Annotated in this window: 26 protein-coding genes; 7 read left to right on the top strand and 19 right to left on the bottom strand. The window is 43.9% G+C overall.

What is annotated here, in order from left to right; all coding sequences use genetic code 11:
• Nucleotides 1-32: 32 nt before the first annotated feature.
• The 4 genes from ACIZ62_RS00550 to ACIZ62_RS00535 all read right to left on the bottom strand — a co-directional run bounded on the left by ACIZ62_RS00550 (nucleotide 33) and on the right by ACIZ62_RS00535 (nucleotide 4,858).
• The gene (locus ACIZ62_RS00550; RefSeq protein WP_414151010.1) at nucleotides 33-893 is read right to left on the bottom strand and encodes a class I SAM-dependent methyltransferase; all 861 of its coding nucleotides are present in this window, start codon (nucleotides 891-893) and stop codon (nucleotides 33-35) included.
• Nucleotides 894-1,364: 471 nt separating this feature from the next.
• The gene (gene deoC, locus ACIZ62_RS00545) at nucleotides 1,365-2,030 is read right to left on the bottom strand and encodes a deoxyribose-phosphate aldolase (RefSeq protein WP_111888458.1); all 666 of its coding nucleotides are present in this window, start codon (nucleotides 2,028-2,030) and stop codon (nucleotides 1,365-1,367) included.
• Between the two features lie 270 nt (nucleotides 2,031-2,300).
• Nucleotides 2,301-3,806 carry an FGGY-family carbohydrate kinase gene (locus ACIZ62_RS00540; protein WP_111888459.1) on the bottom strand — a complete coding sequence of 502 codons (1,506 nt, stop codon included), beginning with the start codon at nucleotides 3,804-3,806 and terminating at the stop codon, nucleotides 2,301-2,303.
• Complete coding sequence (locus tag ACIZ62_RS00535) at nucleotides 3,806-4,858, bottom strand: galactitol-1-phosphate 5-dehydrogenase (RefSeq protein WP_111888460.1); 1,053 nt, start codon at nucleotides 4,856-4,858, stop codon at nucleotides 3,806-3,808. Before ACIZ62_RS00535 ends, ACIZ62_RS00540 begins: the two co-directional genes overlap by 1 nt.
• A 303-nt stretch (nucleotides 4,859-5,161) precedes the next feature.
• On the opposite strand from ACIZ62_RS00535, the gene ACIZ62_RS00530 reads away from it, so the two are divergent.
• From ACIZ62_RS00530 to ACIZ62_RS00510, 5 genes are all read left to right on the top strand, one after another.
• Nucleotides 5,162-6,007, top strand: a complete 846-nt coding sequence (locus ACIZ62_RS00530; protein WP_111888461.1) for a MurR/RpiR family transcriptional regulator — start codon at nucleotides 5,162-5,164, stop codon at nucleotides 6,005-6,007.
• Nucleotides 6,008-6,030: 23 nt separating this feature from the next.
• The gene (locus ACIZ62_RS00525; RefSeq protein ID WP_111888462.1) at nucleotides 6,031-7,074 is read left to right on the top strand and encodes an NAD(P)H-dependent glycerol-3-phosphate dehydrogenase; all 1,044 of its coding nucleotides are present in this window, start codon (nucleotides 6,031-6,033) and stop codon (nucleotides 7,072-7,074) included.
• A gap of 170 nt (nucleotides 7,075-7,244) precedes the next feature.
• Complete coding sequence (locus tag ACIZ62_RS00520; RefSeq protein ID WP_111888463.1) at nucleotides 7,245-7,877, top strand: TVP38/TMEM64 family protein; 633 nt, start codon at nucleotides 7,245-7,247, stop codon at nucleotides 7,875-7,877.
• Nucleotides 7,878-8,369 (top strand): hypothetical protein, encoded by a 492-nt coding sequence (locus tag ACIZ62_RS00515; RefSeq protein WP_111888464.1) that lies wholly within the window; start codon nucleotides 7,878-7,880, stop codon nucleotides 8,367-8,369.
• Between the two features lie 46 nt (nucleotides 8,370-8,415).
• Nucleotides 8,416-8,949 (top strand): PH domain-containing protein, encoded by a 534-nt coding sequence (locus tag ACIZ62_RS00510; RefSeq protein ID WP_111888465.1) that lies wholly within the window; start codon nucleotides 8,416-8,418, stop codon nucleotides 8,947-8,949.
• A 53-nt stretch (nucleotides 8,950-9,002) separates the two neighbouring features.
• On the opposite strand, the gene ACIZ62_RS00505 is transcribed toward ACIZ62_RS00510, so the two are convergent.
• From ACIZ62_RS00505 to ACIZ62_RS00490, 4 genes are read right to left on the bottom strand one after another with little or no spacing between them, the layout of a single operon-like run.
• A complete protein-coding gene (locus ACIZ62_RS00505) occupies nucleotides 9,003-9,206 on the bottom strand; it encodes a YwbE family protein (RefSeq protein ID WP_111888466.1) in 204 nt (67 codons plus the stop codon).
• Nucleotides 9,203-9,457 carry a TIGR03905 family TSCPD domain-containing protein gene (locus ACIZ62_RS00500; RefSeq protein WP_414151009.1) on the bottom strand — a complete coding sequence of 85 codons (255 nt, stop codon included), beginning with the start codon at nucleotides 9,455-9,457 and terminating at the stop codon, nucleotides 9,203-9,205. The genes ACIZ62_RS00505 and ACIZ62_RS00500 overlap by 4 nt, the downstream gene beginning before the upstream one ends.
• Before the next feature lie 12 nt (nucleotides 9,458-9,469).
• Entirely contained in the window at nucleotides 9,470-9,940 is a 471-nt protein-coding gene (locus tag ACIZ62_RS00495; protein WP_242988488.1) for a methylglyoxal synthase, read from the bottom strand.
• A 39-nt stretch (nucleotides 9,941-9,979) separates the two neighbouring features.
• Complete coding sequence (locus ACIZ62_RS00490; RefSeq protein ID WP_414151008.1) at nucleotides 9,980-10,987, bottom strand: PLP-dependent cysteine synthase family protein; 1,008 nt, start codon at nucleotides 10,985-10,987, stop codon at nucleotides 9,980-9,982.
• A gap of 136 nt (nucleotides 10,988-11,123) precedes the next feature.
• Between ACIZ62_RS00490 and ACIZ62_RS00485 the strand changes: the two genes are divergently transcribed.
• Nucleotides 11,124-12,485 carry a DUF2252 domain-containing protein gene (locus ACIZ62_RS00485; protein ID WP_414151007.1) on the top strand — a complete coding sequence of 454 codons (1,362 nt, stop codon included), beginning with the start codon at nucleotides 11,124-11,126 and terminating at the stop codon, nucleotides 12,483-12,485.
• Nucleotides 12,486-12,645: 160 nt separating this feature from the next.
• Nucleotides 12,646-13,140, top strand: a complete 495-nt coding sequence (locus tag ACIZ62_RS00480) for a QueT transporter family protein (RefSeq protein ID WP_111888471.1) — start codon at nucleotides 12,646-12,648, stop codon at nucleotides 13,138-13,140.
• A 325-nt stretch (nucleotides 13,141-13,465) separates the two neighbouring features.
• On the opposite strand, the gene ACIZ62_RS00475 is transcribed toward ACIZ62_RS00480, so the two are convergent.
• The 11 genes from ACIZ62_RS00475 to ACIZ62_RS00425 form a co-directional block, all read right to left on the bottom strand.
• Nucleotides 13,466-14,272 (bottom strand): methyltetrahydrofolate cobalamin methyltransferase, encoded by an 807-nt coding sequence (locus ACIZ62_RS00475; protein ID WP_414151006.1) that lies wholly within the window; start codon nucleotides 14,270-14,272, stop codon nucleotides 13,466-13,468.
• Between the two features lie 92 nt (nucleotides 14,273-14,364).
• Entirely contained in the window at nucleotides 14,365-14,574 is a 210-nt protein-coding gene (locus tag ACIZ62_RS00470; RefSeq protein ID WP_111888473.1) for a hypothetical protein, read from the bottom strand.
• Nucleotides 14,571-16,271, bottom strand: a complete 1,701-nt coding sequence (locus ACIZ62_RS00465; protein ID WP_414151005.1) for an aldehyde ferredoxin oxidoreductase C-terminal domain-containing protein — start codon at nucleotides 16,269-16,271, stop codon at nucleotides 14,571-14,573. Before ACIZ62_RS00465 ends, ACIZ62_RS00470 begins: the two co-directional genes overlap by 4 nt.
• Before the next feature lie 2 nt (nucleotides 16,272-16,273).
• Nucleotides 16,274-17,200: an AraC family transcriptional regulator gene (locus ACIZ62_RS00460; RefSeq protein ID WP_322519233.1), complete on the bottom strand. Its 927-nt coding sequence runs from the start codon at nucleotides 17,198-17,200 to the stop codon at nucleotides 16,274-16,276.
• A 150-nt stretch (nucleotides 17,201-17,350) separates the two neighbouring features.
• Nucleotides 17,351-18,532, bottom strand: coding sequence for a thiolase family protein (locus ACIZ62_RS00455; protein ID WP_414151004.1), 1,182 nt, complete (start codon nucleotides 18,530-18,532; stop codon nucleotides 17,351-17,353).
• Between the two features lie 179 nt (nucleotides 18,533-18,711).
• Nucleotides 18,712-21,159 carry a glycyl radical protein gene (locus tag ACIZ62_RS00450; protein ID WP_111888477.1) on the bottom strand — a complete coding sequence of 816 codons (2,448 nt, stop codon included), beginning with the start codon at nucleotides 21,157-21,159 and terminating at the stop codon, nucleotides 18,712-18,714.
• 100 nt (nucleotides 21,160-21,259) lie between these two features.
• Nucleotides 21,260-21,415: a hypothetical protein gene (locus tag ACIZ62_RS00445; RefSeq protein WP_204355400.1), complete on the bottom strand. Its 156-nt coding sequence runs from the start codon at nucleotides 21,413-21,415 to the stop codon at nucleotides 21,260-21,262.
• A gap of 10 nt (nucleotides 21,416-21,425) precedes the next feature.
• A complete protein-coding gene (locus ACIZ62_RS00440) occupies nucleotides 21,426-22,589 on the bottom strand; it encodes a uroporphyrinogen decarboxylase family protein (RefSeq protein WP_111888478.1) in 1,164 nt (387 codons plus the stop codon).
• Between the two features lie 30 nt (nucleotides 22,590-22,619).
• Nucleotides 22,620-23,360, bottom strand: coding sequence for a 3-oxoacyl-[acyl-carrier-protein] reductase (fabG, locus tag ACIZ62_RS00435; RefSeq protein WP_111888479.1), 741 nt, complete (start codon nucleotides 23,358-23,360; stop codon nucleotides 22,620-22,622).
• Between the two features lie 12 nt (nucleotides 23,361-23,372).
• Nucleotides 23,373-24,953: an acyl CoA:acetate/3-ketoacid CoA transferase gene (locus tag ACIZ62_RS00430; protein WP_111888480.1), complete on the bottom strand. Its 1,581-nt coding sequence runs from the start codon at nucleotides 24,951-24,953 to the stop codon at nucleotides 23,373-23,375.
• Nucleotides 24,954-24,974: 21 nt separating this feature from the next.
• Nucleotides 24,975-25,829: a 3-hydroxyacyl-CoA dehydrogenase family protein gene (locus ACIZ62_RS00425; protein ID WP_111888481.1), complete on the bottom strand. Its 855-nt coding sequence runs from the start codon at nucleotides 25,827-25,829 to the stop codon at nucleotides 24,975-24,977.
• Nucleotides 25,830-25,922 lie beyond the last annotated feature (93 nt).

Below are 25,922 nucleotides of genomic sequence, written 5' to 3'. Positions count from 1 at the left end.
TGCATAACCGCTGCCCGCTACATATTAGCGGTTTAATTATTAATCTCATCAATGTGTTTGGGTCGCCACCACAAAACAAAACTTTTTGTTTGTATTAAAAAGGTAACTGTTCCATCATTGTTTTTCGTTAACATGGCTTCCAGATTTGATTTGAAAATAGGAAGCTTATCATCCGCAAAAGGCCGTAATTGTCTTAAATCAGCGTACGTCGCTTCATATGAAGGATAAGTTTTTGTAAACCCATCATCAATCACTGAAATATTGGGGTCCAAGCCCAGATCGTAGACCATATTGAAAGTAACATTATAACCGAGTCTTCGATCATTTCGGAAATCACCTGGCCTATTTGACAGCGTATCACTGGTGTTTTTAAACATGTCTTCCAGAATAACCGGAATATGGGGACCATTCGCCCAGCAAATGATAACCGCGGCCTTATTTGCCAGTTGATTTAGCTTCTTGATATCTTGCATGGCGACAGAGCGTGAGGCAATAACAATATCGTGCTTTTTTACCGTGTCATCCAGAACAATATCGTTCCAGTTCATCAACTGAGTGGTGACATTTGATATGCCTAAGGCTTCACAGTTCATCTGACAATACTCCAGCATTTTGGGGGATGCATCAACGGCTGTCACCTGCTTAACCCGAGGGGCAATCATCGATGTGACTCTTCCCGGTCCACAACAAAGATCCAACACCGTATCCGTTTGACTTGTCGGAATGGCATCGATCTGAAGACGGGTATAGGCCTTTTCCATCTTTGCCATTTGATCATACATCGGCGCCTGCTTATCCCAAAATACCCCGGGGTCATAATCTGAACCTGGTTTTGGCCCATGTTGGGCGGTCTTCAGGGACAGAAGTTCTTCCCAATTAATTAATGATTTCATCGGGTATCCTTTCTTATATTTAATCGATCGCTAAGCAAAATTTAGCTATATTAAGTTTCAATTAATTCATAATACAATAAATATATTTCAAAATCAATAGTTATTTTACATTTATTATAACATCGTTTTGTTATGTATAATTTTGTTTTTAACTAAAAAATATGTTTGTAAATAAATAAAAGTGATATAAAAAGTCTCTTCATATTCAGTGCTCTCTTAATCTAATTCTAAACAATTAAACAACACTATCCGATCTAAAGCACTGTAACCGCCTAGGATTTGTTCTTTCACACCCTTTTATTCCACGTAAAAAAGTATCCCGACCGTCAATACAGACTATTGGGATACTTTCTTGGTTTTAAAAAATAATCATGAAAAAGCTTGTCAGCCATTTTGTCAGTGGCAAAGATTAAGCTGGATACTATCGGTAACTTTAATACTCTACTCCTAAATAAATCGCCTAAAGCGGTTTTAGTAATTGCCAGCCGTTTCACCTTTTAACAGTTTAACAGCAGAACTGGTTCCGATGCGGGCACAGCCTTCGTTGATAAAGGCAATCAGATCATCCACGGATTTAACCCCACCAGCAGCCTTCATTTTTACAGCCGGGCCGATATTGGCTTTAAATAAGCGAATGTCTTCAATGGTTGCCCCGGCGGTTCCAAAACCGGTGGAAGTTTTGATGTAATCGGCTTTGGCATTGGTCACCAGCTTACAGACCGTCACTTTTTCGGCTTCGGTCAGGAAACAGGTTTCCACAATCACCTTGAGGATCTTGTCGCCGATGGCCTGTTTAATTTCGGCAATTTCATTTTGAACCACTTCATAGTCTTTGTTTTTCAGGGCAGTGATATTAATCACCATATCAATTTCTGAGGCCCCGTTGTTAACCGCCTCAACCGCTTCAAAAACCTTGGTGGCCGTGGTGTTATAACCCAACGGGAAACCGATAACAGTACAAATATTGAGTTTATCGCCGTAGGTTTCTTTGATTTTTTTTACATAAGTCGGCGGAATACACACCGACGCGGTTTCATAGGTGATGGCATCGTCACAGATCACCGTAATCTCTTCCCAGGTGGCAAATTGTTTTAACAGTGTGTGATCAATATGGCTTAAAATTTCCTTGTTTGTCATTCTCATTCTCCTAATTCTCGTAAATCAATGATGTGCTTCATCTTAGTTTACCGTACCGACCAATTGTTAATCTGTTGTTCGCTGCGCCATGCGAAATCCGCTTTGCTCCTTTCGCATTGGTCGCGGGCAGTCGCCAACTACAAGCAAGCTTGTGATTGGCTCGTTGCCTGCGCGCAGAATCAGACAGGCGATGCCATGTCCGCTCTGATGCGTACAACATGATGTAACAATTGTCGGTACTACGTTATCATGCTAAACTAATCCAACCACTCATTTGGCCATGGTGTCTTTGAGCTTTTCATAGATTTCGGTATAGGTATCAAAGACACCCTGATAGGTTGCGTACAGGTCTTTGTTGGGCTGTACCGAATACGCTTCTCTGACCATGCCTTTCGTTGCCGCATCAAAGGATGCATAAGTGCCGGAACCGACTGCCGCGACAATGGCGCAGCCCAGAACACTGGCACTGGCGTCTTCGGTGACAACAATTGGCTTGCCAGTGACATCAGCGATGATCTGCATCCAGGTGGCATCTTTGGTGACCCCACCGCAGCCTACAATGATGTTGATGGGACAACCCTGAGCTTCAAAGTTATCGATGATATTTTTAGTCCCAAGGGCTACGGATTCTAGCAGGGCCCGATAAATATGCGCTTTGGTATGACTCAGGGTTAAGCCGTAAATCACCCCTTTGGCATTGGCATCTTTGTAGGGAGTCCGATTTCCCTGGAAGAAGTCAAGAGCTACCAGACCTTCCGAGCCGGCAGGAATTTTGGCTACCAATTCATTCATATAGGCATAGGGGTTTTCATGGGAACTCATATCAAATTCCCGCATAAACCATTTAATAATCGAACCGGCCGAAATTTGGCCACCTTCTAATAACCACTGGTCGGGAACGATGGCATTGTTGTAAGGACCCCAAATTCCGTTCAGATTCAGTTTCTTTTCGGAAAAGGCCAGTTGGACAAAACTGGTCCCCATGATCATGGCCAGCTTGCCTTCTTTGGCAACACCTAAACCAAGCATCCCGATATGAGCGTCAATCCCGCCCTGAACAACCTTCATTTCCGGGTTGATGTCGTAATGATCAGCAAATTCGCGGTTGATGATGCCCACAAAATCACCCACTTGTTTCACATCCAGAACCAGTTTTTCGGCATAGTCTTCCAAACCAATCTGTTCAAAGAATTCGCCGTTCCAACCGCCTTCACACTTAATATAATTCCATTTGCAGGTTGAATTACAAATCGAGGTGGCATAAACCCCGCATAACTGGTAGTTCATCCAGTCCAACTGTTCAATAATTTTATAGCTTTTAGAATAGATTTCTTTTTGATTGTTTTTAATCCACAGCACCTTGGGAAGCATCCATTCTACTGAATCTTCTCCACCGGAGTATTCTAAAACAGGGTGTTTGGTGTCATTGATGATTTTCATTTCTTTCTTGGCCCGGGTATCCATCCACATGATCGCATCGGCTAATGGGTTGCCTTTGTCATCAATCGGAATGACCGTTGATGAGGTAGAGCAGACACTGACCGCTTGGATGTTATGGCGTACTTCTTTTGTCAGTGACGACATCACATTTTTAACCGCTACATTAAAACAATTCCACCAGTCGGCCGGTTTCTGTTCGGCCCAGCCAGCCTGAGGATAAAAGGTTTCATAAACCTGTTCATCTCCAGCCATTACCGCCCCTTTAATATCTGTTACAATCACTCTGACACTTTGTGTTCCGGTGTCAACACCCATAAAATACTTTTCTGTGTTCATTAATTCTCCCCCCATGGATAAAACATTATTTTATTGTAGAAATAACCACCTTTGGCTATTTCAGCAAAAACGTTGGGCACTTCATCAAGCGGTAAACGATGACTGATAATGTCTTTAGCGGTCATGCCTTTTTCAGCAAACATTTTTAAGGATTCGGTCCAGTCTTCCCCGGGATAGGGTTTGGTAAACGAATTCCAGGAACCGATCAGACTCAACTGGCTTCGCATTAAGGTATCCAGTTCTTTTTCACTGAGATCCAGTCCTTTGTGGGAAATCCCCAGATAAACAACCCGGCCCATTTTGCTGGCCATTAGAATACATTGTTTTTGAGCCGCGGGTGCGCCCGAAAAATCAATGACGATATTGGCGCCTTTTCCAGCGGTGGCTTCCATAACCGCCGCTACGGCATCTTCTTTTAGGGAGTTGATGGTAACATCGGCACCGACTTTTTTGGCAATCTCCAATTTTTCATCCCAGACATCCACTGCAATCACCTGCGATGCCCCAGCCAGTTTGGCATATTGAGCAGCAAATAAACCAATCGGTCCAGTGCCTACCACACAAACCGAATCGCCTGGTAAAAAATTAGCCCGAGCCAAACCGTGATAAGCGTTGGCACATGGATCAATCGTTGCCGCATCTTCATAGGAAACATGATCAGGCACTTTTAACAGGTTGCCTTCTTTTACCGCTACATACTCTGCCAGGGCACCATTGCGGCGGGACCCATAATAGTCATAGTGTTCGCAGAGTGAGTAAATGCCTTTCTGGCACCATTCGCATTCAAAACAAGGAATGAGTGGCGGAACCACCACCCGATCGCCAACCTTGAAGTTTTTAATATCCGCACCCAGCGCGGTGATTTCTCCCGAAAATTCGTGACCGATGATAATCGGCGAAACATGGGCGCCATAGGTCAGTACCCGGGGAATATCAGATCCACACAGACCGACGGCCCGAACCTTTACCATTACCTCATCCGACAAAACAATCGGCAGGGGAACCTCTTCCACCCGCAAGTCGCCTGGTTTATACATAGATACAGCTTTCATTCTTTCCTCCTTAAAACGTTGGTGTGAATTTAAAAATGGCTTTAAATCGCTTTTTTAAGCAATGTAACCCTTTTCTTTGCGTCTAAAAAATATTGGCAGCTTTTCGAACTACCCATAAAAAAACGCATACCGTTTGAAATTTACTATCAAATTTCTACTACCGTTGGATTTAAACTCATTCTAACACCATAAACCAACGCTGTCAATATGATTGGCGTCAATTATTAACTTTTTTAAGTCTCCGGTAATTGTCAAAGTGTTTTTTTTAACGTATAATAAGAAAAAAGAACGGAGGCTCTCTCGTTGCCATCATTGTTAACTGAAATACGCACAAAGTATAACCTATTCTCAAGCACCCAAAAAGTGATTGCCAATTACATCCTAGATCATCCCGATACGGTTTCGCTGCTTTCCATCACCGAGCTGGCTAAAAAATGTCATACCAGCGAAACCACGGTCATGCGACTGCTAAAAAAGCTTAACTACAGTTCCTATCAAATTTTTCGGATTAATCTGGCTAAAGAGTTTTCAGACACGCCTTCCGAAAGCATCATTGAGGAGATTCTTGGGGATGATGACGTCAATACGATCAAGAAAAAAGTCATCGGCCATACCATCACTGCCATCAATGATCTGGAACATTCCCTAAAAAATGAGGTCATTGAAGAAGCCCTAAACATCTTGCTGGCCGCTAAACGGATACTTTTTTTCGGTGTTGGTGCCTCGGCCTCCATTGCCATGGATGCGATGCATAAGTTTGTAAAAATTGGGCTCAATGTCTGCAGTTATCCCGACCCCCATTTTATGAATATTATTGCCTCCCATGCCACCATTGATGACGTCTTATTTGCCGTCTCCCATACCGGTGAAAGCCTGGAGGTGTTAAGCACCGTTACCATTGCCAAAAAAAACCAGGCCAAGATCATCGCCCTGTCGAGTTTTGAAAATTCAACCCTGGCCCAGCAGGCGGATATCTTTTTATCCAGCTCCACCAACGACAAAAAATACCATTCCGAAGCGATGGCCTCCCGGATAGTCCAGCTAACCATCATCGATATCCTCTACCTGAGTGCCTTTATGCGAAATGAAGTGGTCTTTTACGACGCCCTCTCCGCTTCCCGGGATGCCGTTGGCCTGAACAAAACCTAAACTTTTAGAAAAGGAGATTTATTATGAGTATTATTACCTTTGTGGGAGCCGGACAAATGGCTTCTGCCCTGTCTTTTCCGGCCACAGAAAACGGCCATGAAGTCCGCCTGGTGGGTACTCACCTGGATCGGGACATTATTGATTCTGCTGAACTAACCGGTTTTCATCCAACCTTGAAACGCCAGTTACCCAAAGAGGGAATCAAGTATTATCAGCTCGAAGATGTGGAGCTGGCGCTGGATGGCACCAATGCCGTTTTGTGTGGGGTCAGCAGTTTTGGTGTGGACTGGTTCTGTGAAACAATCCTGCCGCTGATCCCCGACTCTGTTCCGCTGCTTTCGGTCACCAAAGGAATGATTGATTTAGAGGATGGTTCGATGATTACCTACCCCGATTACTTTTTAAGCAAACTGCCGGCGGGAAAGAAACTTTCCATTAATGCCATCGGCGGCCCCTGCACCAGCTATGAACTGGCCGACAAGGATCACTCGGCCGTAGCCTTTTGCGGTACCGATATGGAAATTCTACGACGCTTTAAAAAACTCTTTTCAACCGATTATTATCACATCAGTCTATCCACCGATGTGGTCGGGGTTGAATGTGCAGTAGCCCTTAAAAACGCCTATGCCCTGGGGGTTTCCCTGGCAATCGGTCTGGCCCTTGGTCCCGATGACACTGGTAAAGAACACTATAATTCCCAGGCGGCACTCTTTGGACAAAGCATTAAAGAAATGAAACAGTTACTTGCCATTGTCAACGGCGGCGAAGAAAATATTATCTATGGTGCTGGCGACCTATACGTCACCATTTTTGGCGGGCGCACCCGAAAAATCGGCACGCTTCTGGGGCGGGGCATCTCTTTTAAAAAAGCCATCGCCGAACTGGAAGGCGTCACCCTGGAATCGATCGTTATTGCCACCCGCACGGCCCGCTACGTCCAGCGTCTGGCCGAACGGGGCAGCATTAAACTCAAAGATTTTCCGCTGCTGATGCATGTTGATGACATCATCAATCACGGCGCGGCGGTGGCGATCCCCTGGGCTGATTTTGAGACTGAGAAATATTAAACCGTAGGATATGCCATGCTCAATAATTGGTTGGTCTGATTCTTTGTATCGCGCCAATTCTACCGCTCGTTGATTTCTTAAATAATTATTTTACTTCCGGCAGATCCCCAAAATATGGTGTAGATCTGCCGGTTTTATGCTAAAATGATTAAAAGAAATCGAGGTAAGAAATGGAAATTTTTTCAACACTTGACACCTTGCAGAGCTTTCTTTTACAATTTGGCATCTGGACACCGCTGGCGTTTTTTCTGTTGCAATTGCTCCAAATCATCATTGCTCCCATCCCCGGAGGAACCATTGGTTTGGTTGGCGGCGCCCTCTTTGGCACTATTGGTGGCTTTCTGATCAGTGCTGCCGGTACCATAACCGGATCGATTATCGTTTTTGTTTTGGCCAAACGATTTGGACGGCCATTTGTTGTGCGCTTTGTCAGTCCGGAACTGATTGAAAAATATGATCATATTAAAGAATCAAAACTCAACACCGTTCTTTTTCTGATTTTTCTCTTTCCGCTTTTTCCCGATGACATGCTTTGTTTTATCGCCGGTCTATCAACCATGCCGTTGAAAACCTTTATCCTGATCGTCCTGTTAGCTCGAACCCCCAGTGTTTTTATCAATACCATGATCGGTGCTGGAATTATGGATGACAGCCCCACCCAGTTTATTATTGCAGTGGCCATCTATGCTGTTCTGATTGCCGTACTTTACTTTAACCGTAAGCGTCTGGACACTTTTATAAAACACAGTAAAACAATCGTGGCTGAACTTCCCCCACCGCCTAAAATTGACAAGGAGCTTTAGATGACCGAAAAAACAAAAAAAGAACTGAACCGCTTATATATGAGCGAGCTCGTCACCGCCCTGGTCTGCGGGATGCTGATGTATCTGCTCACCGACTCCACCGGTCAACCCCTCGATCTACGCCTGCTGATCCCCGGCGGGGTGCTGATCTTTATTATCCTTCAAAGCGCCGGATACTGGTATTATCGCTATCAGCTCGTGGATAATCCCAGCGACCCGATGGACTGGATAATGCCGCTTTTTTCAGTGCTTAAAAAACTGGATTTGGCTTTCTTTTGCCTATACCCGCTTTATCTGCTGTACCTGCTGATTTTAAAGCCTGACACCTTTTTTATGACCATGAACATTTTCGGCCTGATCCTTTATGCTTTTTCGATAATTGAATACTACAATTACTATTATTACAGTGTTCAAATCGGAGTAATTAAAAAGAAAGTCCCCTCTGAGCTCAGATTGGAACTTTCTCATTATGAAAAGACAAAATTAATTTAACGAAGGGTATCGGTTCCCCCTTGGGCAGAACCGTGGTTTATACAACATGATGTATTTCGTTTCTATTTTACACACCATTAATCCGCTTTTTTTTGCGCTTCTGGCTATTGCCGGGCTGCTGCTCTGGAAAGCCATTTATACCTATAAAACCTATGCCGAGCTGCGGGGGAATGCCATTAAAGAAATGATCGTCGGCAGTCTTGTGCTTATTTTTATCCTGGGTATCTTTATTGTGGTTCCCCTGGTTGCCGGCATCACCGTTAAGGATAATGAGCTGTCGCTCCGACTACCCACCGGTTTTACCTTCGAGACCTATCCCGAAGCCGATATTCTTTCGGCTAAGATGGTCAGTCTGGATCAGACCGAGTACACCATTGCCAAAAAGGTGGTCGGTACCGAAACTAGAGCTTACCGGGAAGGCATCTTCCTGCTGCAAAACGGTACCGAAGCCGCGGTCTTTGTCAACGGCAATACCGCCATCCTGGTAGAAACACCCAATCGCATCTTGCTGTTAGCACCGGATCGATTCGATGATTTTGTCAAAAACTTTAGTGAGAAGCTGATTCCTGTAAAGCCTTAGTATAAAAACTTGATCTAAAAAAGCGTGCCTCTTCTGCAGATGGCACGCTTTTTTTATTTTGGCTCTTCTACTATCTTAGCCACCCGGCCGACCTGACCGTCGGTGAGCATCACCTTGATCCCGTGGGGATGGGTAGGGCTTTTCGTGAGCAGTTTACCAACCCGGCCCGAAGTCAACTTACCACTGCGCTGATCAGCCTTTAAAACAATCTCGACTAATGCACCAACCTTAACGTCGCTTCTTTTCTGTCCGTTCATGCTTTTTCCTCTCGAGTTTCTTCCAGGGCAATGGCCAGCTGATCCATACAGGAGGTGGGCTTTTTCCCACAGGTCTGCCCCTTAAACATCGCAATGATTTCATCTGCCGATTTTCCCTCAAGCAGCACAACCAGAGCTTTTAAATTCCCATCACAACCGCCTTCAAAAACCAGATTACTGACTACATCACCCGCTAGATCAAATTGAATGTTGCGAACACAGACGCCCTGGGGCTTATAACTTAATGTCATTTTTTCCTCTTTCTATTTTAATACACTTACCAATCTATTTTTCATTTTTTTTACCTGATCCTCTATCGGATGCACATACTCTTCATTCATAAAACGGGAATGGATGATAAAATCAGCCGTTGCCAGATTATTGGCCACCGGGATATCATAAACCGTGGCAATCCTGAGCAAGGCCTTAATATCCGGGTCGTGGGGCTGGGCTTCCAGGGGATCCCAAATAAAGATCAGCATATCAATCTTACCATCCACAATGCGCGCCCCAATTTGTTGATCACCACCAAAAGGGCCGCTTTTAAAAATCTGCACCGGCAATCCCGTTTGCTCTTGAATAAGACTTCCGGTTGTTCCCGTTCCGCACAAATGATGCCGCTGTAATATTTCTTTGTTGCGACAAGCCCAGTCCAATAACTCGGCTTTTTTCCCATCATGGGCAATTAAAGCGATTTTTTTGGTTTTTTCAATTGTAACATTAACATATTCCATTTCAGCCCTCATCTACTTTCACTATTATTTTTGCAACGCTTATTTTTTCACTTCAAAATCCAGCAGCTTAACATCTTTTGATCGAAACTCCGATTTTACTTTTTCTTCTTTAACATAGTCGGTGCTTAAATATTTTTTGTTATCATCAGCAAAGACGGTGACGACCACCGCGTTCGGATCTTCTAATAAATCCTGGGCAATGATGGCGGCGATAAAATTGGCACCCGATGAGATCCCTACCCCTAAACCCAATTCTTTGGATAGCTGCTGGGCCATAATGATGGCATCGCCATCCTCGACTGCTATAATATCGTCCAATTCATCCAGTTTTATCAGATCAGGTACAAATTCATCTGAGATTCCCTGAATGCGATGTCTACCCACCCGATATCCCGTTGATAGCGTTGGCGAACTTGCTGGTTCCATGGGATAAGCCTTAAATGCTGGATTTTTCTCTTTAAAATATCGGCCTAATCCCATCACTGTTCCCCCGGTTCCGACACCGGCAACCAACGCCTGGGGGATTACTCCAAACGCTGACAATTGGGCATCAATTTCCGGGGCCGTCCGTTCATACTGAGCCTCGGTATTTTCTTCATTGGAAAATTGGCAGGGCAGAAAGGCGTTACCTTTGGCAGCCAGAGCACCGCATTGGGCAATACTCCCTAAAAAGCCACCTTCTTCTTTAGAAACCAGCTGAACTTCACCACCATAGCTCCGAATCAGATTTTTTCGTTCATCACTCATCCAATCTGGCATGTAGATCACCACCGGGTGTCCTAAGCAGGTCCCGACGGCGGTAAACGCGATCCCCGTGTTGCCGCTGGTGGCTTCAACAATGGTTTCCCCTTCATGGATTTCACCCTTTTCATAAGCCTTTTTTAGGATGTGCAAAGCCACCCGATCTTTAATACTGCCAGTGAGATTATAATGCTCTGCTTTGGCATAAACACTCCGGGCTTGACCCTTATATAGAAAATTAATTTTTAATAAGGGGGTCTTCCCAATGAGTTCTTCTAGTGCAAGAAACTTCTCTTCGTTATCCATTTAGTCTATCCTTTTACGTATTTAATCAGCCGTCTATCTTAATTATATTTTTCTGCCTACTTGTTTTTTATTCTGGCATTGATATAATCATACTAAAATAAAGTAAATAAATCAATCTTTATCAGGAGGTTAATGCATGATCGTCGGTTTAACCAAGAACCAGCAGATTCCCACTAAGAAAATGAATCGAAACAGTGGTCGGGCGCTTCGGGAAAAAGTACCTTTTTCGGCCCAATCTGTTTTTCATCCAGTCGACCGTGACCCCGTTGCCATCATTGAAAGTCAAAACTATTTTCGCATCCCTGAACTGATCCCCCTTCGCCACCAAAAAATGACCGGTTCGCCCTTTGCCTTTTTCCGGGGGACCGCCCTGTTAATGGCTCATGATTTATCCTGTCAGACTCAGTCCGGCATTCATGTGACCATCTGTGGTGATGCCCATATTGGCAATTTCGGGTTTTACGCTTCTCCGGAGCGACGCCTGATTTTTGATCTCAATGACTTTGACGAGGCAGCTCCAGGCCCCTGGGAATGGGATTTAAAACGGCTGATCACCAGTATTATTCTCTGTGCCCATGAACTGGGCTTTGACACCAAAAATACAAGGGAAGCGGTACTTCAAACCGCAGCATTCTACCGCAAAGGTCTGGACTTGATGTCCGATATGACCTCCCTTGAGCGCTACTTTATCCTTGGCGATGAGGAACTTTTTCTTAAGAGTTTTTCCGACTCCTCCCGGGAAGAATTTGAGAAAATCATTAAAAAAGCCAAAAAAAGAACATCCAACCAGGTCATTTCAAAAATGACCGAAACCGATCCCTTTGGCCGCCGTACCTTTATCGAAAATCCGCCGATTACGACTCATTTAGATGCGAAACTGATTGATGAAGTGGAATCCTATTTCAGACAGTATTTAAAAACCGTTCGTCCCGATATTGAAATACTTTTGTCCCAGCATGTTTTAACCGATATTGCCAGGCGGATCGTCGGGGTTGGCAGTATCGGAACCCGCTGTTACCTGCTGGTGCTGACCTGCGAAGACGAAAGCCATCTCGTTTTGCAGATCAAGCAGGCAAACGACTCCGCAATCACTAAGTACAGCCAGAAAAATTTCACCACCCCTAATACCATGACGCATGGTTTAGGCAACGGCTATCGGGTGGTCAGCCATCAACAAATTCTCCAGGCTGCCTCTGATCCCTTTCTTGGATATTTTTCTGCTGCTGAAGGGATGGATTTCTACGTCCGTCAGTTTCGCGATATGAAAGGCACGGTTGATTTGTCTGAACTTGATTTTGAGACGTTTAAGCAATATGTCATTAATTGCGGCGTCGCGCTGGCTCGCGCACATGTGCAAAGCCCCTTTGCCAACTGGATCAATGGGTATTTAGGCGATGGCGATGGTTTTGATCACGCTGCCGTTAACTGGTGTTTCGACTATTCCAAACAAGTTTATCGGGATTATGAAACCTATCGAAAAAGTCTACCCCGTAATTAAAGCCACTCTTGGGCATTTGAAAATGTCTGAAATCAGACATTTTCTCTTGCTTTTTATTCAGATATCCGCTATAGTGTTAACGAGCGAGATTTATTTCTCGGCCATTCTTCGTGTGTTCGTGACCTTCCACACGTAAAACAAAACTAAAGGAGTTTTTTTTATGCGAAAAATCAGTGTTCTCTTTGTTACCCAGGCGGCGGTTATTGCCGCCATGTACGTGGTGCTGACCTTTGTGTCCAACTCAATGGGTTTGGCCAGCGGCGAAATTCAAATTCGGCTCTCCGAAATGCTCTGTATTCTGCCTGTTTTTACTCCGGCAGCCATACCTGGCCTTTTCCTTGGCTGTCTGCTTAGTAATCTTTTAATCGGCGCTACCGTCATTGATATTGTCTTTGGCAGCCTGGCAACCCTCATTGCGGCGAGTCTCAGTTATCAGCTGAGAAATCATAAATATCCGCTTCTCGTCACCGTCCCCCCGGTTGTGGTCAATATGATCATCGTACCCTTTGTTCTAAAATACAGTTACGGCGTCCCTTTACCGATCCCGGTGATGATGGCAACGGTCGGTCTTGGGCAAGTGATTTCCTGTATGGTCTTGGGCTCTGTCCTCTACTTTGCCTTGGATAAACGTCGCGTTATTTTTCACCAAAACTAAAAAATTGTGCACACTCATAAAAAGACAGGCCCAAAGGGCCTGTCTGAGGTTGTCGATAAACTACCGTACCGACCAATTGTTAATCTGTTGTTCGCCGCACCATACGAAATCCGCTGTGCTCCTTTCGTATTGGTCGCGGGCAGTCGCCAACTACAAGCAAGCTTGTGATTGGCTCGTTGCCTTCGCGCAGAATCGGACAGGTGATACCGTGTCCGCTCCGATGCGGACAACATGATGTAACAATTGTCGGTACTGGATTATCTTTTTAGTCTCAAATCATTTAATCAATGCTCCCCCAATCCCGTTGGGTTTTCCGATAAACACGTTATTTCGATACTTGACCAATTTGACCGGCCCGATAGGCTTTACTGTATTTTCGGCAGTGTTTGTCCTGTCCGAGCAGTGCGTAGGTTGCAAAGATGGTTCCCATTATATCCCGGTTTAAAGGATCCATTACGACCGAGTCCATCCCGGCCTGTATTGCAAATGCAATGCTGGTTTTGTTAAGCAGTCCGCGCACCGGTAAACCAAATGAAATGTTGCTAATCGCTCCGGTTACATGGATGTTGGGGTACAATTCCTTGATTGCTTTGATTTCAGCTACAAAATTTAGTAGCGAATTGTTTGCCGTCGATAACGCCATCACACAGGGGTCGATATGAATCCGATCCGGTGTGATGCCGTATTTGGCTGCTTTTTCAACCATGCTTTTTGTGATATCCACCTTTGTTTTGACATCATTGGGAATCCCGTTATTATCACAGGTGAGTCCCACCACTTCCCACGTGTTTCCTGCCATCAGCGGAAGCAAGACGTCACACTTGTCCCCTTCTTCGGAAATGGAATTGAGCATGCCCGGTTTATTGGCATATTTAAATACTGCTTCAATGACCCGGGGGTTGGGGCTATCGATACAGAGGGGTGTCTCAACCGCATCCTGCACCACTTCCATCAACCATTTCAAGGTTTCAATTTCGTATTCCGGGGCTGTACTGGCACAAACATCGATGAAATCTGCACCGGCTTTTGCCTGTCTGATCGCACGATCTGCAATAAATGCAGCATCCCGTTTTTCAATGGCATCCTTCACTGCCGGGATGGAGCCGTTAATTTTCTCTCCAATAATAATCATATTAATTACCTTTCTTTTTTTAATTAAATGTATATCTCTTGCGAGTGTTTATGCTTACCTTCGAATTTCTAAGCACGTTCATTTATTCATACTTATCCACCCATCGGTAAATTGCGCGTTTTAATAACATCGCCATCATTAATCATTTTGGTATGCACTGCCGAAGGCGTGATCAACTCATTATTGACAGTGATAAGGAGGGCCGTATTTTCGATTACGCGTTGCGCTTTCATTAGGTCAACAAATTGCGCAAGTGTTATATTTTTAATCGCATCAAATTCCTGATTATTAAAAACGATCATTTTGTTGCTTTCATTGTTAGCAATTCAACCGGAATATCGAATTTTCTGCCGGTTGCCGGTAATGCCTCATTTCTGAAAAATTCCGGCATGACGTTATCTTCTGGTTTCCAGCCGGCCTGTTTGTTAAATTCCTTTTCTAACCGCAAGGTCGTATCGGCAGCTGCAAAGAGGTCATCGGGACTTAAGTTCTTCCCGTATAGGGCATTATATAACTCAGCTACCTTATCAAGTTGACCACCTAAGGTTGCCATCGCCATCATACAAGTCATACTGTCCGCCATGGCAAAGATATGCTGCATGATGTTGGACGTTGCAATTGCCCCATCGACATCGCTTGGATCATCCGGACCCAGGGTTATTCCCGCGGTATGATCCGCTCCCATCGCCGTTGTTGCATAGGTATAACCAGTACCAATTGAACCGCGCGGATCGTAACCAGGCAGGGCCTGATTCTTGCAGGTTGGGATTCGCTTGCTATTAAAATGCCGGCCCACTTGCTCTGTACCCTGGCCAAGCAAATTCCCCAACTCCGTCCCATCAGAAATTTGTTGATATAATTCCAACGCTGCAATAGCATCGCCCCATGGGATGATTCCAGCTTCCATACACAAGGCGATGGTTGCGCCTGTTTCAATGGTATCCAGACCAATATCATCGCACATCCGGTCCATTTTTGCAATGGCTTCATAATCATAGATATCACAATTTGGACCACAGAGCGCAATGGTTTCATATTCAAAGCCACCGGTTAAAAAGTTTCCATCATCGTCATTGACAATATTTGAACATTTAACCAAACACCCCGCTTGACAGGGATGCTTGTTCTTGCCATTCTTATTGACAAATTCCAGGAACTTATCCGATTTTAAATTCTCAATATTTTCAGAAATCGTGCCCGTGAAATTGTGTGTCGGGATGATCCCTGCAGGGCCCACTAAATCAATGGTCGAAGCCGTTCCCACTAAAGAAAAAGGGCTTGTTTTTGACGATTCAATTACCGCTTGATTGAGTTCTTTTTTGATTTTTTTAAATTGTTCTTGATCCGCAAATTCGAGCGTATTTTTTTCAGTAGCTTTTTGAATGACGATACCTTTAATCCGTTTGGAACCTAAAACAGATCCCAAGCCACCCCGGCCGGCCGCCCGACACGGATAATTGGTGCCAAATTCCGTTACCTGCAAAGAAGAATTCTTGTACAGCCGTTCTCCCGCCCGACCAATGGAAATTACCGAGACCTTTTCACCATAGTTATTTTGCATCTGCTCCACAAATTCATAATTGTTCATCCCCTCATATGATGACGCATCTTCCAGACTGATCGTTCCGCTTGATTGAATCAGAACAAACTGCATTGCCGCATCCTCTTTAGGAATATCTTCAATCACAATCGCGCGGATATTGTGTCCGGCTAACGCACCGGCCACACTTCCCCCGACATTTGATTCTTTTATACCATTGGTCAGCGGACTTTTAGCCCCAACCGAAAGTCGATCGGCACAAACCAGTCCACTGCCGGCAAACATACCGGTGCAAAAGATAAGTTTAGCCTCTTCACCCAGAGGATCACAGCTCGGGTTCACCTCATCGATTAAAAATTGTGCAATTAAACTTCGCCCGCCCAAGCCCAAATAGGCATCTTTGTAGTTTTCAGTTTTAACGGTATTGTTACTTGAGTTAATTCGGATTGTTTTCCACATGATTATTTCTCCTTAGAAAAATTTGACTTACATGAATACATGTTACGATATGCGTTCATACTAACGCGCTCTTTTTCTTTAAATAGTTTGTAGAGTGTCCTGACTGAATCAAATCCGATCAGCTCTGAGATTTTCTCAATTGAATAATCATACTCAACAAGATATCTTTTGGCATATCCCAATCTGATTTCAATCAAGGTTTTATTAAAAGATGTATTGAAATACTTTTTAAATATCCGGTTAACATGCCGGGGCGTTGTGTGAAAAATGATCGCCATTTTTTCAAGTGTTATTTTTTCACTTATGTTACGATGAATATATTTTGTCATCAGAAGTGCTCTGTTTTCATATTTTAAATGGTCATTTAACCCGTCGTCCTTACCCGTAAGCATATTCTGAATCATACTCATTACGATCAATGAGAGGAGTCCTTGAAGCTTTAAATAATAAAAATGCTGGCGACTTAGAAACGCGTTGCAAAGATCATCAATCAACGCCATTACACCATTTGTATCGCTTGAAATCGCGTATTTACGAATGCTTTTTAAGTATCGATCCAATTCATCAATTTGATATTCCAACGCGGTCATTTTACTGTCATCACATTTGTTTTTTATTATTTCAAAAGTGATCAAAAATCTGTCATTTCCATAAAAGCTATCTGTTTTCATATGGTGCTCAACATTGGGGGCTAAATAAAGGATGTCATGTTTCTGTAGTTCTAATTCTTCGCCATCACAGATTACGACCATTTGGCCATTTAGCACATAATAAAGTTCATGGAAATCATGACTGTGCGGAAATTCGATGTGGTCCTGGTTCATAAACTGGTTATTATGGATTACGATACTAAAAGAGTCATAAGATAATGTCACGTATGTTCCCATCAAATCATTATATTTTTGACGTTCAGCAAATGAATAGCTCATTTTTTTGCTCCTCTTTTTCTCAATAATTCCATTTCGATCCGAAGTCGTTTACAGTCACTATTTATCAAAATTATACCATGTATTGATGCTCTTTTTGATTATTATTTTAAACTTTTCCTGCTTCAAGGCAGATTTTTATGTGCACTAAAATCAGCCAACTTTTACAATGATTGCAGCAGCGGAGTCTCCGGCTGCACATCCACAGACCAATACGTAACCGCCACCTTTAATAACCGCTTCTTCAATGCCTTCCATTAATAGTCTTGCAATTGTTGGACCTTGAGGATGACCAAATACCAATGATGTCCCATAATTATTGATCCGGGTTTGTTTAATCCCCAGTGTTTTTGCTAAATGAAGGTCATTTGCGATGAAGGGACTATGGTTTTTAATCGCGACCAAATCGTTAATGCCGATCCCGGCTTTTTCCATTGCCATTTGTCCGGCACCGGCCGGAGCCGCTGGCATGAATGCTTTTTTTGTTCGATTAAAACCGTAAGAAACAACTTGTACCGTTACTTTTTCGATGCTTAATGCCGCTGCTTTTTGCTTGGTAGTAATGATCATCCCGGTATTCCCGTCAGCCGGGTGTGTTTGGGAACCGAAGGTATGAATCCCATCTTCAGCAACCGGCCGTAGTTTTTTCAGACCTTCTTTGGTTGTTTGGGCAACGCCTTCGTCTTCACTGATGATCAGGGTGTTTTTTCTTGATTTCAGCTCAATCGGAAACATATACTTTTTCTGAAATGCTCGATCATTGGCCAGAGCATCGGCATATTGTTGATATCGCATTAAGGTTACTTCATCCGCTTCTGCTCTGGTAAATCCGCCTTCTCTGGCCACGTTCTCTGCTGTGGTCAGCATCCCAAAGCCAGTTGAAGGATCGCGGTTGATATTGTCCATGTTGATATTTTCCGACACGACTTCCCCGCCCGGACCTTGTGGATTTGGCCAGACAATATGTGGCCCATTAGAAATCCGATCCGTCATCATGCAATATGCGGTTGACAAGGTGCCCATCTCTACTGCTAATGCCGCTGAATAAATGGTATTGGTGGAAGTCGCACATGCATGACTGATGGCCATCCCAGGAATGGTTAAGCCCATTTCATTCGCTGCCCAGGATGCGCCAAAGAAAGATCCCGGCTGGATAACCGTATGACCAAGATAAAGAAACTCGATCATCTGGGGATCAAAACCCTTTGCTTTTAAAAAACGCTTACCGGTCTGGGCCGCCAATTTAATGGAATTTTCATTTTGAAGACTTCCCTGCCATTTACAAAATGGTGTGCTGAAATACCCCCCGTATGGAATATATGCCTTGTTAAACACCGTTGTCCTCCTTGTTAATTTTATTTTTATTGAGACGCCTATTTCACAGTTCGTTATTGCAACTTGAATTATTAGTCGCTTACTGTAAAAAGATGATTGTTGAATTCTTCGCTGAATTTCTCAGTAATAAAATTCGACTTAGCCATACACTTGTCTGCTATTGGTTTAAACCTAAACCATTAAACCTCAACTTCATTTCTGCTGATGACATCATTTTGCATCGCCTCACTTAGCTCGTTAAAATAGGCGGAGTAACCGGCAATCCTGACGACCAGATCGCGATACGCAGCCGGATCTTTTTGTGCGGCTCTCATCGCTTCTGTGCTTACAACGTTATATTGAACCTCCATTCCGCCTTTTTCAAAATAGGCCTTGGTCATATTTAGTAGGGCTTTTTTCGCACCTTGCGTTTGTAGCGATGAGGGATGCACTTTCAGGTTTAGCGCGATGCCATCCATGTATTTCCCATGATCGATGTGACAGGCTGAATTATAAATCGCGGTTGGACCATTTTTATCTCTTCCCTGTCCCGGTGACATCGCGTCTGCCAATGGTTGGCCCGCATTTCTGCCATCAGGTGTCGCATCGGTAACTGCTCCTTGAACAACATGCTGGGCAGCTCCGTAAAGCCCTGCTTTATAAACCTTGGAGCGCTTACTGTAGCATTCTTTACAATTGTCGTAATAGATATCGGTAACCCACCGCATCATTTCATCGGCATCGTTATCATCATTTCCATAATGCGGAACCTCATTTAAAATCTGCTGCTGCAAAACTTCATAGCCTTTCCAATCGGCCATCATGGCATCATAGAGTTCTTTTGCGGTGCAGATTTCCTGATCAAAAACCATGTATTTAATTGCCATTAGCGAGTCCGAAACGGTAGCCAGACCAGTGGCTGTTCCCCCATAAGAGTTGTATTTTGCACCGCCTGCCGCGCAATCTTTTCCGGACGCCATACAGCCCTCGATAGAAATTGACAACGCTGGCGACGGGGCGTAAAATTCGGACAGATTTTCAACATAATTTTGAATGGTAACCGACCATTTATGAAGATAATCAAATTGTTTTTTATAAGCTGCTTTGACCTCGTCAAAGGACTTCATCTCATAAAGATAGCCGGTTTCCAGTCCGCCAGATTTCCCATTTGACGGATTTGTCCCATTGTTTAGCGCCGTCAGTAAAACATTCCCGTGGCTTCCCAATCCGGCTTTTCCATGAAGTCCATTTCCGGCGGGATAATCATTTCCTGAGCCGACGATTTCCTGACAGCCGATGATGCTGTAATCTCTGGCATCCTCAAGCGTCATGTTCAGTTCTTTAACAAGACCGGGAATAATGATCGCATCATTTTGGAACAAGGGTAAGCCCCCGACCCTTCTGGTTGTCTCAATGGCCAGATCCCATAATTTTTCCGGTGTATCTTTATGGATGCGTAAAGAAACTGTCGGATCATGAAGGGAGAGTCTCGCTAAGGTTTCAAGGACCATATAGGTGACTGGATTTGATGCATCGTCACCGGTTATCTTGTTTACCCCACCGATAGTGGTATGGTGATAGGTAACACCTACCCCGGTATATGCGGCAATCCTGGGATTCGATGCCCGATAAAAGCAATTTGATTTAAGGAAAAATGCATCAACTATTTCTTGTGCCGCTTCCAATGTCAATCGGTTTTCTTTAAGATCAGCCTCAAGAAAGGGCCATGTATATTGATCAAATCTTCCAAATGCCAGGGCCGGGTGCCGGGCCTCCATATAAAGCAAAACTTGATACAGGATCACGCCCTGGCAGGCCTCCCAAAATGTTCTGGCTGGATTTTCAGAGAGCCATAAAAGCCCGTCAGCCATCTTTTTAAGCTCTGCTTTCCTGCTGGCATCAGGGCAGTCTTTTGCTTTTAAGGCACATGCCTTGGCATAGTTTTTGATCATCCCCGTTGCTGCATCACAGACAATAACGGCGCTTTTATAGAACATATATTTTTCAACATCATCCCCCATCAAATTGCCTTTATGTGCGTCAATCCAATGTTTTGCTTCGCTTCTAATCCTTCCATAGCCTTTGTTAATGATTTTTTCGTAACCCGCAACCAGATGCCCGGTATGAATGGGTGCTCTCATTTTTTCGCCCATTTCCAGAATCCCCAAGCCGGCAACCTCTTCAAAGCCATCCGGTCCCCAGGAATCAAAATACTGAGTAATGGTTTTATCCTTCCAGAAATCCTGATAACTCATAAACCGCTTTATCTCATCTTCACTCATGCTTAAATGAACCCCGGATTTGTCGGTGCGGTGATACAATCCATCATCCCAATATTCCCAAAGCGCCTTGTCCTCCAGTTCGTTCCACAACCAACTGGCATCCCATTCGGGCCACATGCCTGAACCTAAAAACGCTTTTCCGATATTTCCAACAATTAGTTCAAAGTCCTCTACTCTTGTCGTCATTTTTGTGCAAATCTCATGGGTCACTAAAGCCGTTTTTATACTTGGGGGAACCTTATGGTATTTTTGATAGGCACCTGTTATGAGCTCCACCCTTTGTGCATCCACCGCAATGACCCGGTCTCTCACAAGCTGTCTCATCTGGTTTATTCGTTTGGTTACCGGTCTAAATTCATACATCATCTTTTTTCCTTTCTGATATTTTTTAATTTAACCGTTTCTCTGTTAATGATAAAGCACCCAAAAATCATTTTAATGTGACTTCCAGGTGCCGGTATTTGTTTTAGTTGCTTAAGGTCGTCATTGTAAAATAGAGAATCATATCTTCAATGCATTGCATCGTCTCATCAACGTCGTCTTTCGCTTCTTCCGGAATGCCATATTTTTTCAAGGTCTCATCCAAATCTGTATAATAGTCGCTTTTAATTTTTTTCTCCATCCTGTGCCTCCTAATTCTTTCCATATTCATGAACCGTATCGATGAGGGGTTGAAAAAGATCCCAGTTTATTTGTCCTGCTGTTAGAATGGACTTATCGAAATTAAAGATATACTTACCATCCACTGCGAGGATGTCCAAATATTCCTTCGCCTTATCACAGACTTCCTCTTTTGTCCCACTTTTCATCAGACTGACGGGGAAGAGCCCTGAAATAAGGTGCTTATCACCAACTTTTTCTCTGATCGTTTTGGGATCGCCATACTCAAATTGAAGCTCGCAACCAGGGGGCAGTTCATTTAAATAATCCAGCAAATGCATCCAGTTTTCTTCACAGAAGATGTTGATGCCAAAGCCCTTATCATAAATTGCCCAGACCGTTTCCTTAAAAGAAGGCCACCAGAATTTTGCAAAAAATTTCTCTGACATAAAGGTTGGCATATGCAGAGCAAAGAAAATTCTGGTCAATCTGCTGGGGGTTTCTACATGTCGTGGGCAGCCGGCTTTGATCATCAACGGCGTAATCAGGTTAACGGCTTCAAGCACTTCGTTCGGCTTTCTGCGGATATCGACAAGTGCCCCCGTGAAGGAGCGAAGGTAATCCGCCAGATAATCAAAGGGGGCTCGACTTATTCCCACAAAAGTCGGAAATGCCGACTTATCGTATTTTTTTATCAATGACATATTACCCTGGGCGATTTTTCCATTGATATAATCGTTTGCCTTGATTGTTTTCGCCATTGCCAGAGCGGCCTTCATTGGCGGTGCATCAAATTCTGTAAAGAGCCTTGGAATAACCGTTTCCCAGATAAATTTCAAGGGGTCCGCCAAAAGCAGGTCGTATTCATCCGCTTCCATACCATGAACATTGGGATGCTGTATAAATCCATCTTCTCCCATTACATTGGTTCGACTGCCGGTAAACTTATGCAACCATGGCGTACCTGGCCATGTGCCAATGAGCGTGTATGTGTCATATTTGGCGTTTATCTTTTCTGTCGCATCCAGTACCTTGGTAATACCATATTGGGCCAATCGCAAGTCATAACCAGCTAATTCCAGTGCCGCACAGGCGTTGACGCCCACTTTTTCGGGAACCCGATCCGGCTTATTTCCCGAATAAATATCCGTAAATAATTTTGTTTTATATTCTGTGCTCAATCTTTCTTTAATCACATTATCCCTCTCTTACTTAAATTTTTATGACTAGACATACATTCCACCATTTACATTAAGAACATGTCCAGTAATAAACGATGCCTGATCAGACGCTAAAAACAATACTGCATCAGCAACCTCTTCAGGTTCTCCACCACGCTTTAACGGGATTCTTCCGATAAGTTGTTGCTTAATTTTTTCCGGTATGCTATCTGTCATTTCTGTTAAAATAAATCCTGGTGCGACCGCATTTACCGTTATGCCTCTTTTACCCAGTTCCTTACTCAGCGTCTTTGTCATACCAATCACACCAGCCTTTGCGGCTGAATAATTCGTCTGACCAAAATTCCCCTCTTCTCCGGCAATGGAGGTAATATTAATGATCTTTCCGCTGCCATGGGGAATCATTTCTACCAGTACTTCCTGGATGCAGATAAACATCGATTTAAGATCCGTTTCTAACACACTGTCCCATTGTTCATCGGTCATCTTCGTTATTTGGGCATCCTTTGTTATCCCCGCATTGTTAATAAGGATATCGATTTGACCATAACGACTAATCGTTTTTGCGATTAAATCCTTAACCTCTGTCCGGCTGGTAACGTTGCAATTAACCGAAAACGCCTCTCCGCCTGCCACTTTGATCTCTTTTTCAACCTTTAAACAAGCCTCATAATTAATATCCGTTACAACGATTTTTGCCCCGGATTGAGCTAGCTTTAATACCATCGCCTTACCCAGTCCCTGAGCAGAACCGGTGACAATGGCAACTTTATTATCGAGTCTCATTACTGCCTCCTTTCAAGTTCTTGCCGTTTGTGAGCTGGAAATCATACTATTTTTAAGCTGATTCCACTGCTCGTAAAAGATACTGCTATCCATCTCTTTTAGATCTGGTGAAATTCTCGGTGCAAATTCCATTGCCGGTAAGATGTCTCTTTCAATGCTGATCCCCGGTGCGATTTCAATGAGTGTCATTTCACCATCTTCTAAGGTAAAAACAGCCCTTTCCGTGATGTAAAGAACAGGTTGCTTTATTTCGGTGGCATATTCACCGCTAAAGGTTATATGATCGACCTGATTCACAAATTTTTTTACGCGTCCCTCTTCGAGAATGCGGATTTTCCCATCCTTGATTTCATACTTTCCACCACCAGCAGTAAAGGTTCCACAAAAGATTACTTTTTTTGAATTCTGTGAAATATTGATAAATCCGCCGGAACCGACCACTTTTTTCCCAAATTTACTGACATTAAGATTTCCCTTTTTATCTGTTTGTGCCAGCCCTAGAAAGGTTGCACTAAGACCGCCACCATCATAAAAGTCGAATTGAGCCTCATGCTCAATGATGGCCTCGGCATTATAGGCTACCCCAAAATCATCGCCGGCACCAGGGATTCCGCCATAAGTTCCCAGTTCCGTTGTCATCACCAGATCATCCGCAATTCCCTCTTCTGAGGCCACTCTGGCCACGCCATCAGGCATTCCGATACCAAGATTGATGATACCATTGGCATCCAGTTCCATGGCTGCTCTTCTTGCAATTATTTTTCGCTCATTAAAAAGCATTGGTTTGATTGAGTCCATGGGCATCTTTAAATCGCCGACAAACGCTGGATTAAATTGTGTTCCCGTGGTTTGCATATGGTTTTCAGGACTGGCAACGACGATATAATCAACCAGCGCACCCGGCACCTTTACGTCCAACGGATGTAATGAGCCCGCCTTTGCCAGATATTCAACTTGAGCAATGACGATGCCGCCTGAGTTTTTTGCTGCCTGAGCCATCGGCAGCGCTTCCAGTAAAAGACCTTCTTTCTCCATTGAGAGATTTCCCTTTTGATCGGCTGTTGTGGCCCTAATAATTGCAACATCAATAGGAAATGTTTTATATCGCAACCACTCCTGATTGTCAATTTCCATCAGCTCGACCAGATCCTCTTTGGTACATTTTGTTATTTTTCCACCTTGAAGCCTTGGATCGACATAGGTTCTCAGGCCTACCTTGGTAATGACACCCGGTTTTTTCCCCGCAATCTCTCTCCACAGATGGGCCATGACCCCCTGTGGCAGCAGATAGGTTTCTATTTTATTTTCGGTTATGAGTTCGCCCATTCGCGGTGCCTGACCGGTGTGCCCTGAAATCAGACGCTCGGTCAATCCCTCGTATGCCAGGTGGTTCATCCCCTTATCTTTGCCATCCCCGCATCCACAGCTATGTACGATTGTAAGGTTTTTAGGCTGTCCCGTTTCTAAAAAACGCTTTTCCAGCGCAACTGCAATTTCTTCGGGAAAACAACAGAGTCCTGCGGTTGTCCATACCACCGTTGATTTGTCTTTAATTAAGCCCACTGCTTCACGGGCTAAAATTTGTTTACTCATTAAAAGCTCTCCTTCTTGTGCCTATTTGTAGTTAAACCAGCCCTTTTGTACTTTTTTTCCGATTCTGCCGGCATTGACGATTCTTTTTAAAACGATTGGCGGTGCCCAATTGGGTTGGGCCAGTTCGGTATGCATATATTTAAGGGTATCAAAGGCGATATCATTTCCTGTGAAATCCATTAGTGTGAAGGGGCCCATCGGGTGATTTAATCCCAATGTCATGGCCTTATCGATATCTTCTACCGATGCAATCCCCTCCTCCAAAACGAGTAAAGCCTCTCTAAACTGCGTTAACATCAATCGATTTACCACAAATCCGGGGGTATCTTTTTTGACCTCAATGCTTTCCTTTCCGATTGACCGGACCAATTCTTTAAGCGCTACAATAATCTCATCACTGGTATAGTATCCCCTAATAATCTCAACAAGTTTCATTACCGGGGCTGGATTAAAAAAGTGGAGTCCAACCATTCTTTCGGGTTGACTTAAGGCCGAGGCCATCTTAGTAATTGACATGGTCGAGGTATTGGTTGCAAAAATTGTTTCAGCCCGGCAGATTTTTTCCAAACTCGAAAACAACTGAATCTTCGCATCCATGTTTTCAGTAATTGCTTCAATAATTAGATCAACCGCTGTCATCTCATTTAAGTCTATTGTTATCTTAATCTGACCTAACAATTCCGTTTTTTTATCTTCTGTCCATTTTCCCTTGCGAATCTTACTATCCAAAACATTTCCGATTGAAGCAAGGGCACGTTCGAGGTGATCGTTATTCACATCACTCAGTATGACGTTATATCCATATTGGGCCATAATATGGGCAATCCCGGTTCCCATTGCACCGGACCCGACGACTCCAATTGTTCTAATACCCATTCTGTTTCACTCCTTATTCTGTCGTTTTGCCGATCCGTCTTTATTTTCTTAACGCCGGTTAAAGAATCGACTCATTATTTAACGGATCTTTTC

This window comes from Acetobacterium carbinolicum, from assembly GCF_047456275.1.
Classification (GTDB): Bacteria; Bacillota; Clostridia; order Eubacteriales; family Eubacteriaceae; genus Acetobacterium; species Acetobacterium carbinolicum.
This window is presented reverse-complemented; position numbering and strand designations above follow the sequence as displayed.

Coding starts and splice junctions, on each gene's coding strand:
- ACIZ62_RS00550 (WP_414151010.1), bottom strand. CDS start 893: ATGAAATCATTAATTAATTGGGAAGAACTTCTGTCCCTGAAGACCGCC.
- deoC (WP_111888458.1), bottom strand. CDS start 2,030: ATGACAAACAAGGAAATTTTAAGCCATATTGATCACACACTGTTAAAA.
- ACIZ62_RS00540 (WP_111888459.1), bottom strand. CDS start 3,806: ATGAACACAGAAAAGTATTTTATGGGTGTTGACACCGGAACACAAAGT.
- ACIZ62_RS00535 (WP_111888460.1), bottom strand. CDS start 4,858: ATGAAAGCTGTATCTATGTATAAACCAGGCGACTTGCGGGTGGAAGAG.
- ACIZ62_RS00525 (WP_111888462.1), top strand. CDS start 6,031: ATGAGTATTATTACCTTTGTGGGAGCCGGACAAATGGCTTCTGCCCTG.
- ACIZ62_RS00520 (WP_111888463.1), top strand. CDS start 7,245: ATGGAAATTTTTTCAACACTTGACACCTTGCAGAGCTTTCTTTTACAA.
- ACIZ62_RS00515 (WP_111888464.1), top strand. CDS start 7,878: ATGACCGAAAAAACAAAAAAAGAACTGAACCGCTTATATATGAGCGAG.
- ACIZ62_RS00510 (WP_111888465.1), top strand. CDS start 8,416: ATGATGTATTTCGTTTCTATTTTACACACCATTAATCCGCTTTTTTTT.
- ACIZ62_RS00505 (WP_111888466.1), bottom strand. CDS start 9,206: ATGAACGGACAGAAAAGAAGCGACGTTAAGGTTGGTGCATTAGTCGAG.
- ACIZ62_RS00500 (WP_414151009.1), bottom strand. CDS start 9,457: ATGACATTAAGTTATAAGCCCCAGGGCGTCTGTGTTCGCAACATTCAA.
- ACIZ62_RS00495 (WP_242988488.1), bottom strand. CDS start 9,940: ATGGAATATGTTAATGTTACAATTGAAAAAACCAAAAAAATCGCTTTA.
- ACIZ62_RS00490 (WP_414151008.1), bottom strand. CDS start 10,987: ATGGATAACGAAGAGAAGTTTCTTGCACTAGAAGAACTCATTGGGAAG.
- ACIZ62_RS00485 (WP_414151007.1), top strand. CDS start 11,124: ATGATCGTCGGTTTAACCAAGAACCAGCAGATTCCCACTAAGAAAATG.
- ACIZ62_RS00480 (WP_111888471.1), top strand. CDS start 12,646: ATGCGAAAAATCAGTGTTCTCTTTGTTACCCAGGCGGCGGTTATTGCC.
- ACIZ62_RS00475 (WP_414151006.1), bottom strand. CDS start 14,272: ATGATTATTATTGGAGAGAAAATTAACGGCTCCATCCCGGCAGTGAAG.
- ACIZ62_RS00470 (WP_111888473.1), bottom strand. CDS start 14,574: ATGATCGTTTTTAATAATCAGGAATTTGATGCGATTAAAAATATAACA.
- ACIZ62_RS00465 (WP_414151005.1), bottom strand. CDS start 16,271: ATGTGGAAAACAATCCGAATTAACTCAAGTAACAATACCGTTAAAACT.
- ACIZ62_RS00460 (WP_322519233.1), bottom strand. CDS start 17,200: ATGAGCTATTCATTTGCTGAACGTCAAAAATATAATGATTTGATGGGA.
- ACIZ62_RS00450 (WP_111888477.1), bottom strand. CDS start 21,159: ATGATGTATGAATTTAGACCGGTAACCAAACGAATAAACCAGATGAGA.
- ACIZ62_RS00445 (WP_204355400.1), bottom strand. CDS start 21,415: ATGGAGAAAAAAATTAAAAGCGACTATTATACAGATTTGGATGAGACC.
- fabG (WP_111888479.1), bottom strand. CDS start 23,360: ATGAGACTCGATAATAAAGTTGCCATTGTCACCGGTTCTGCTCAGGGA.
- ACIZ62_RS00430 (WP_111888480.1), bottom strand. CDS start 24,953: ATGAGTAAACAAATTTTAGCCCGTGAAGCAGTGGGCTTAATTAAAGAC.
- ACIZ62_RS00425 (WP_111888481.1), bottom strand. CDS start 25,829: ATGGGTATTAGAACAATTGGAGTCGTCGGGTCCGGTGCAATGGGAACC.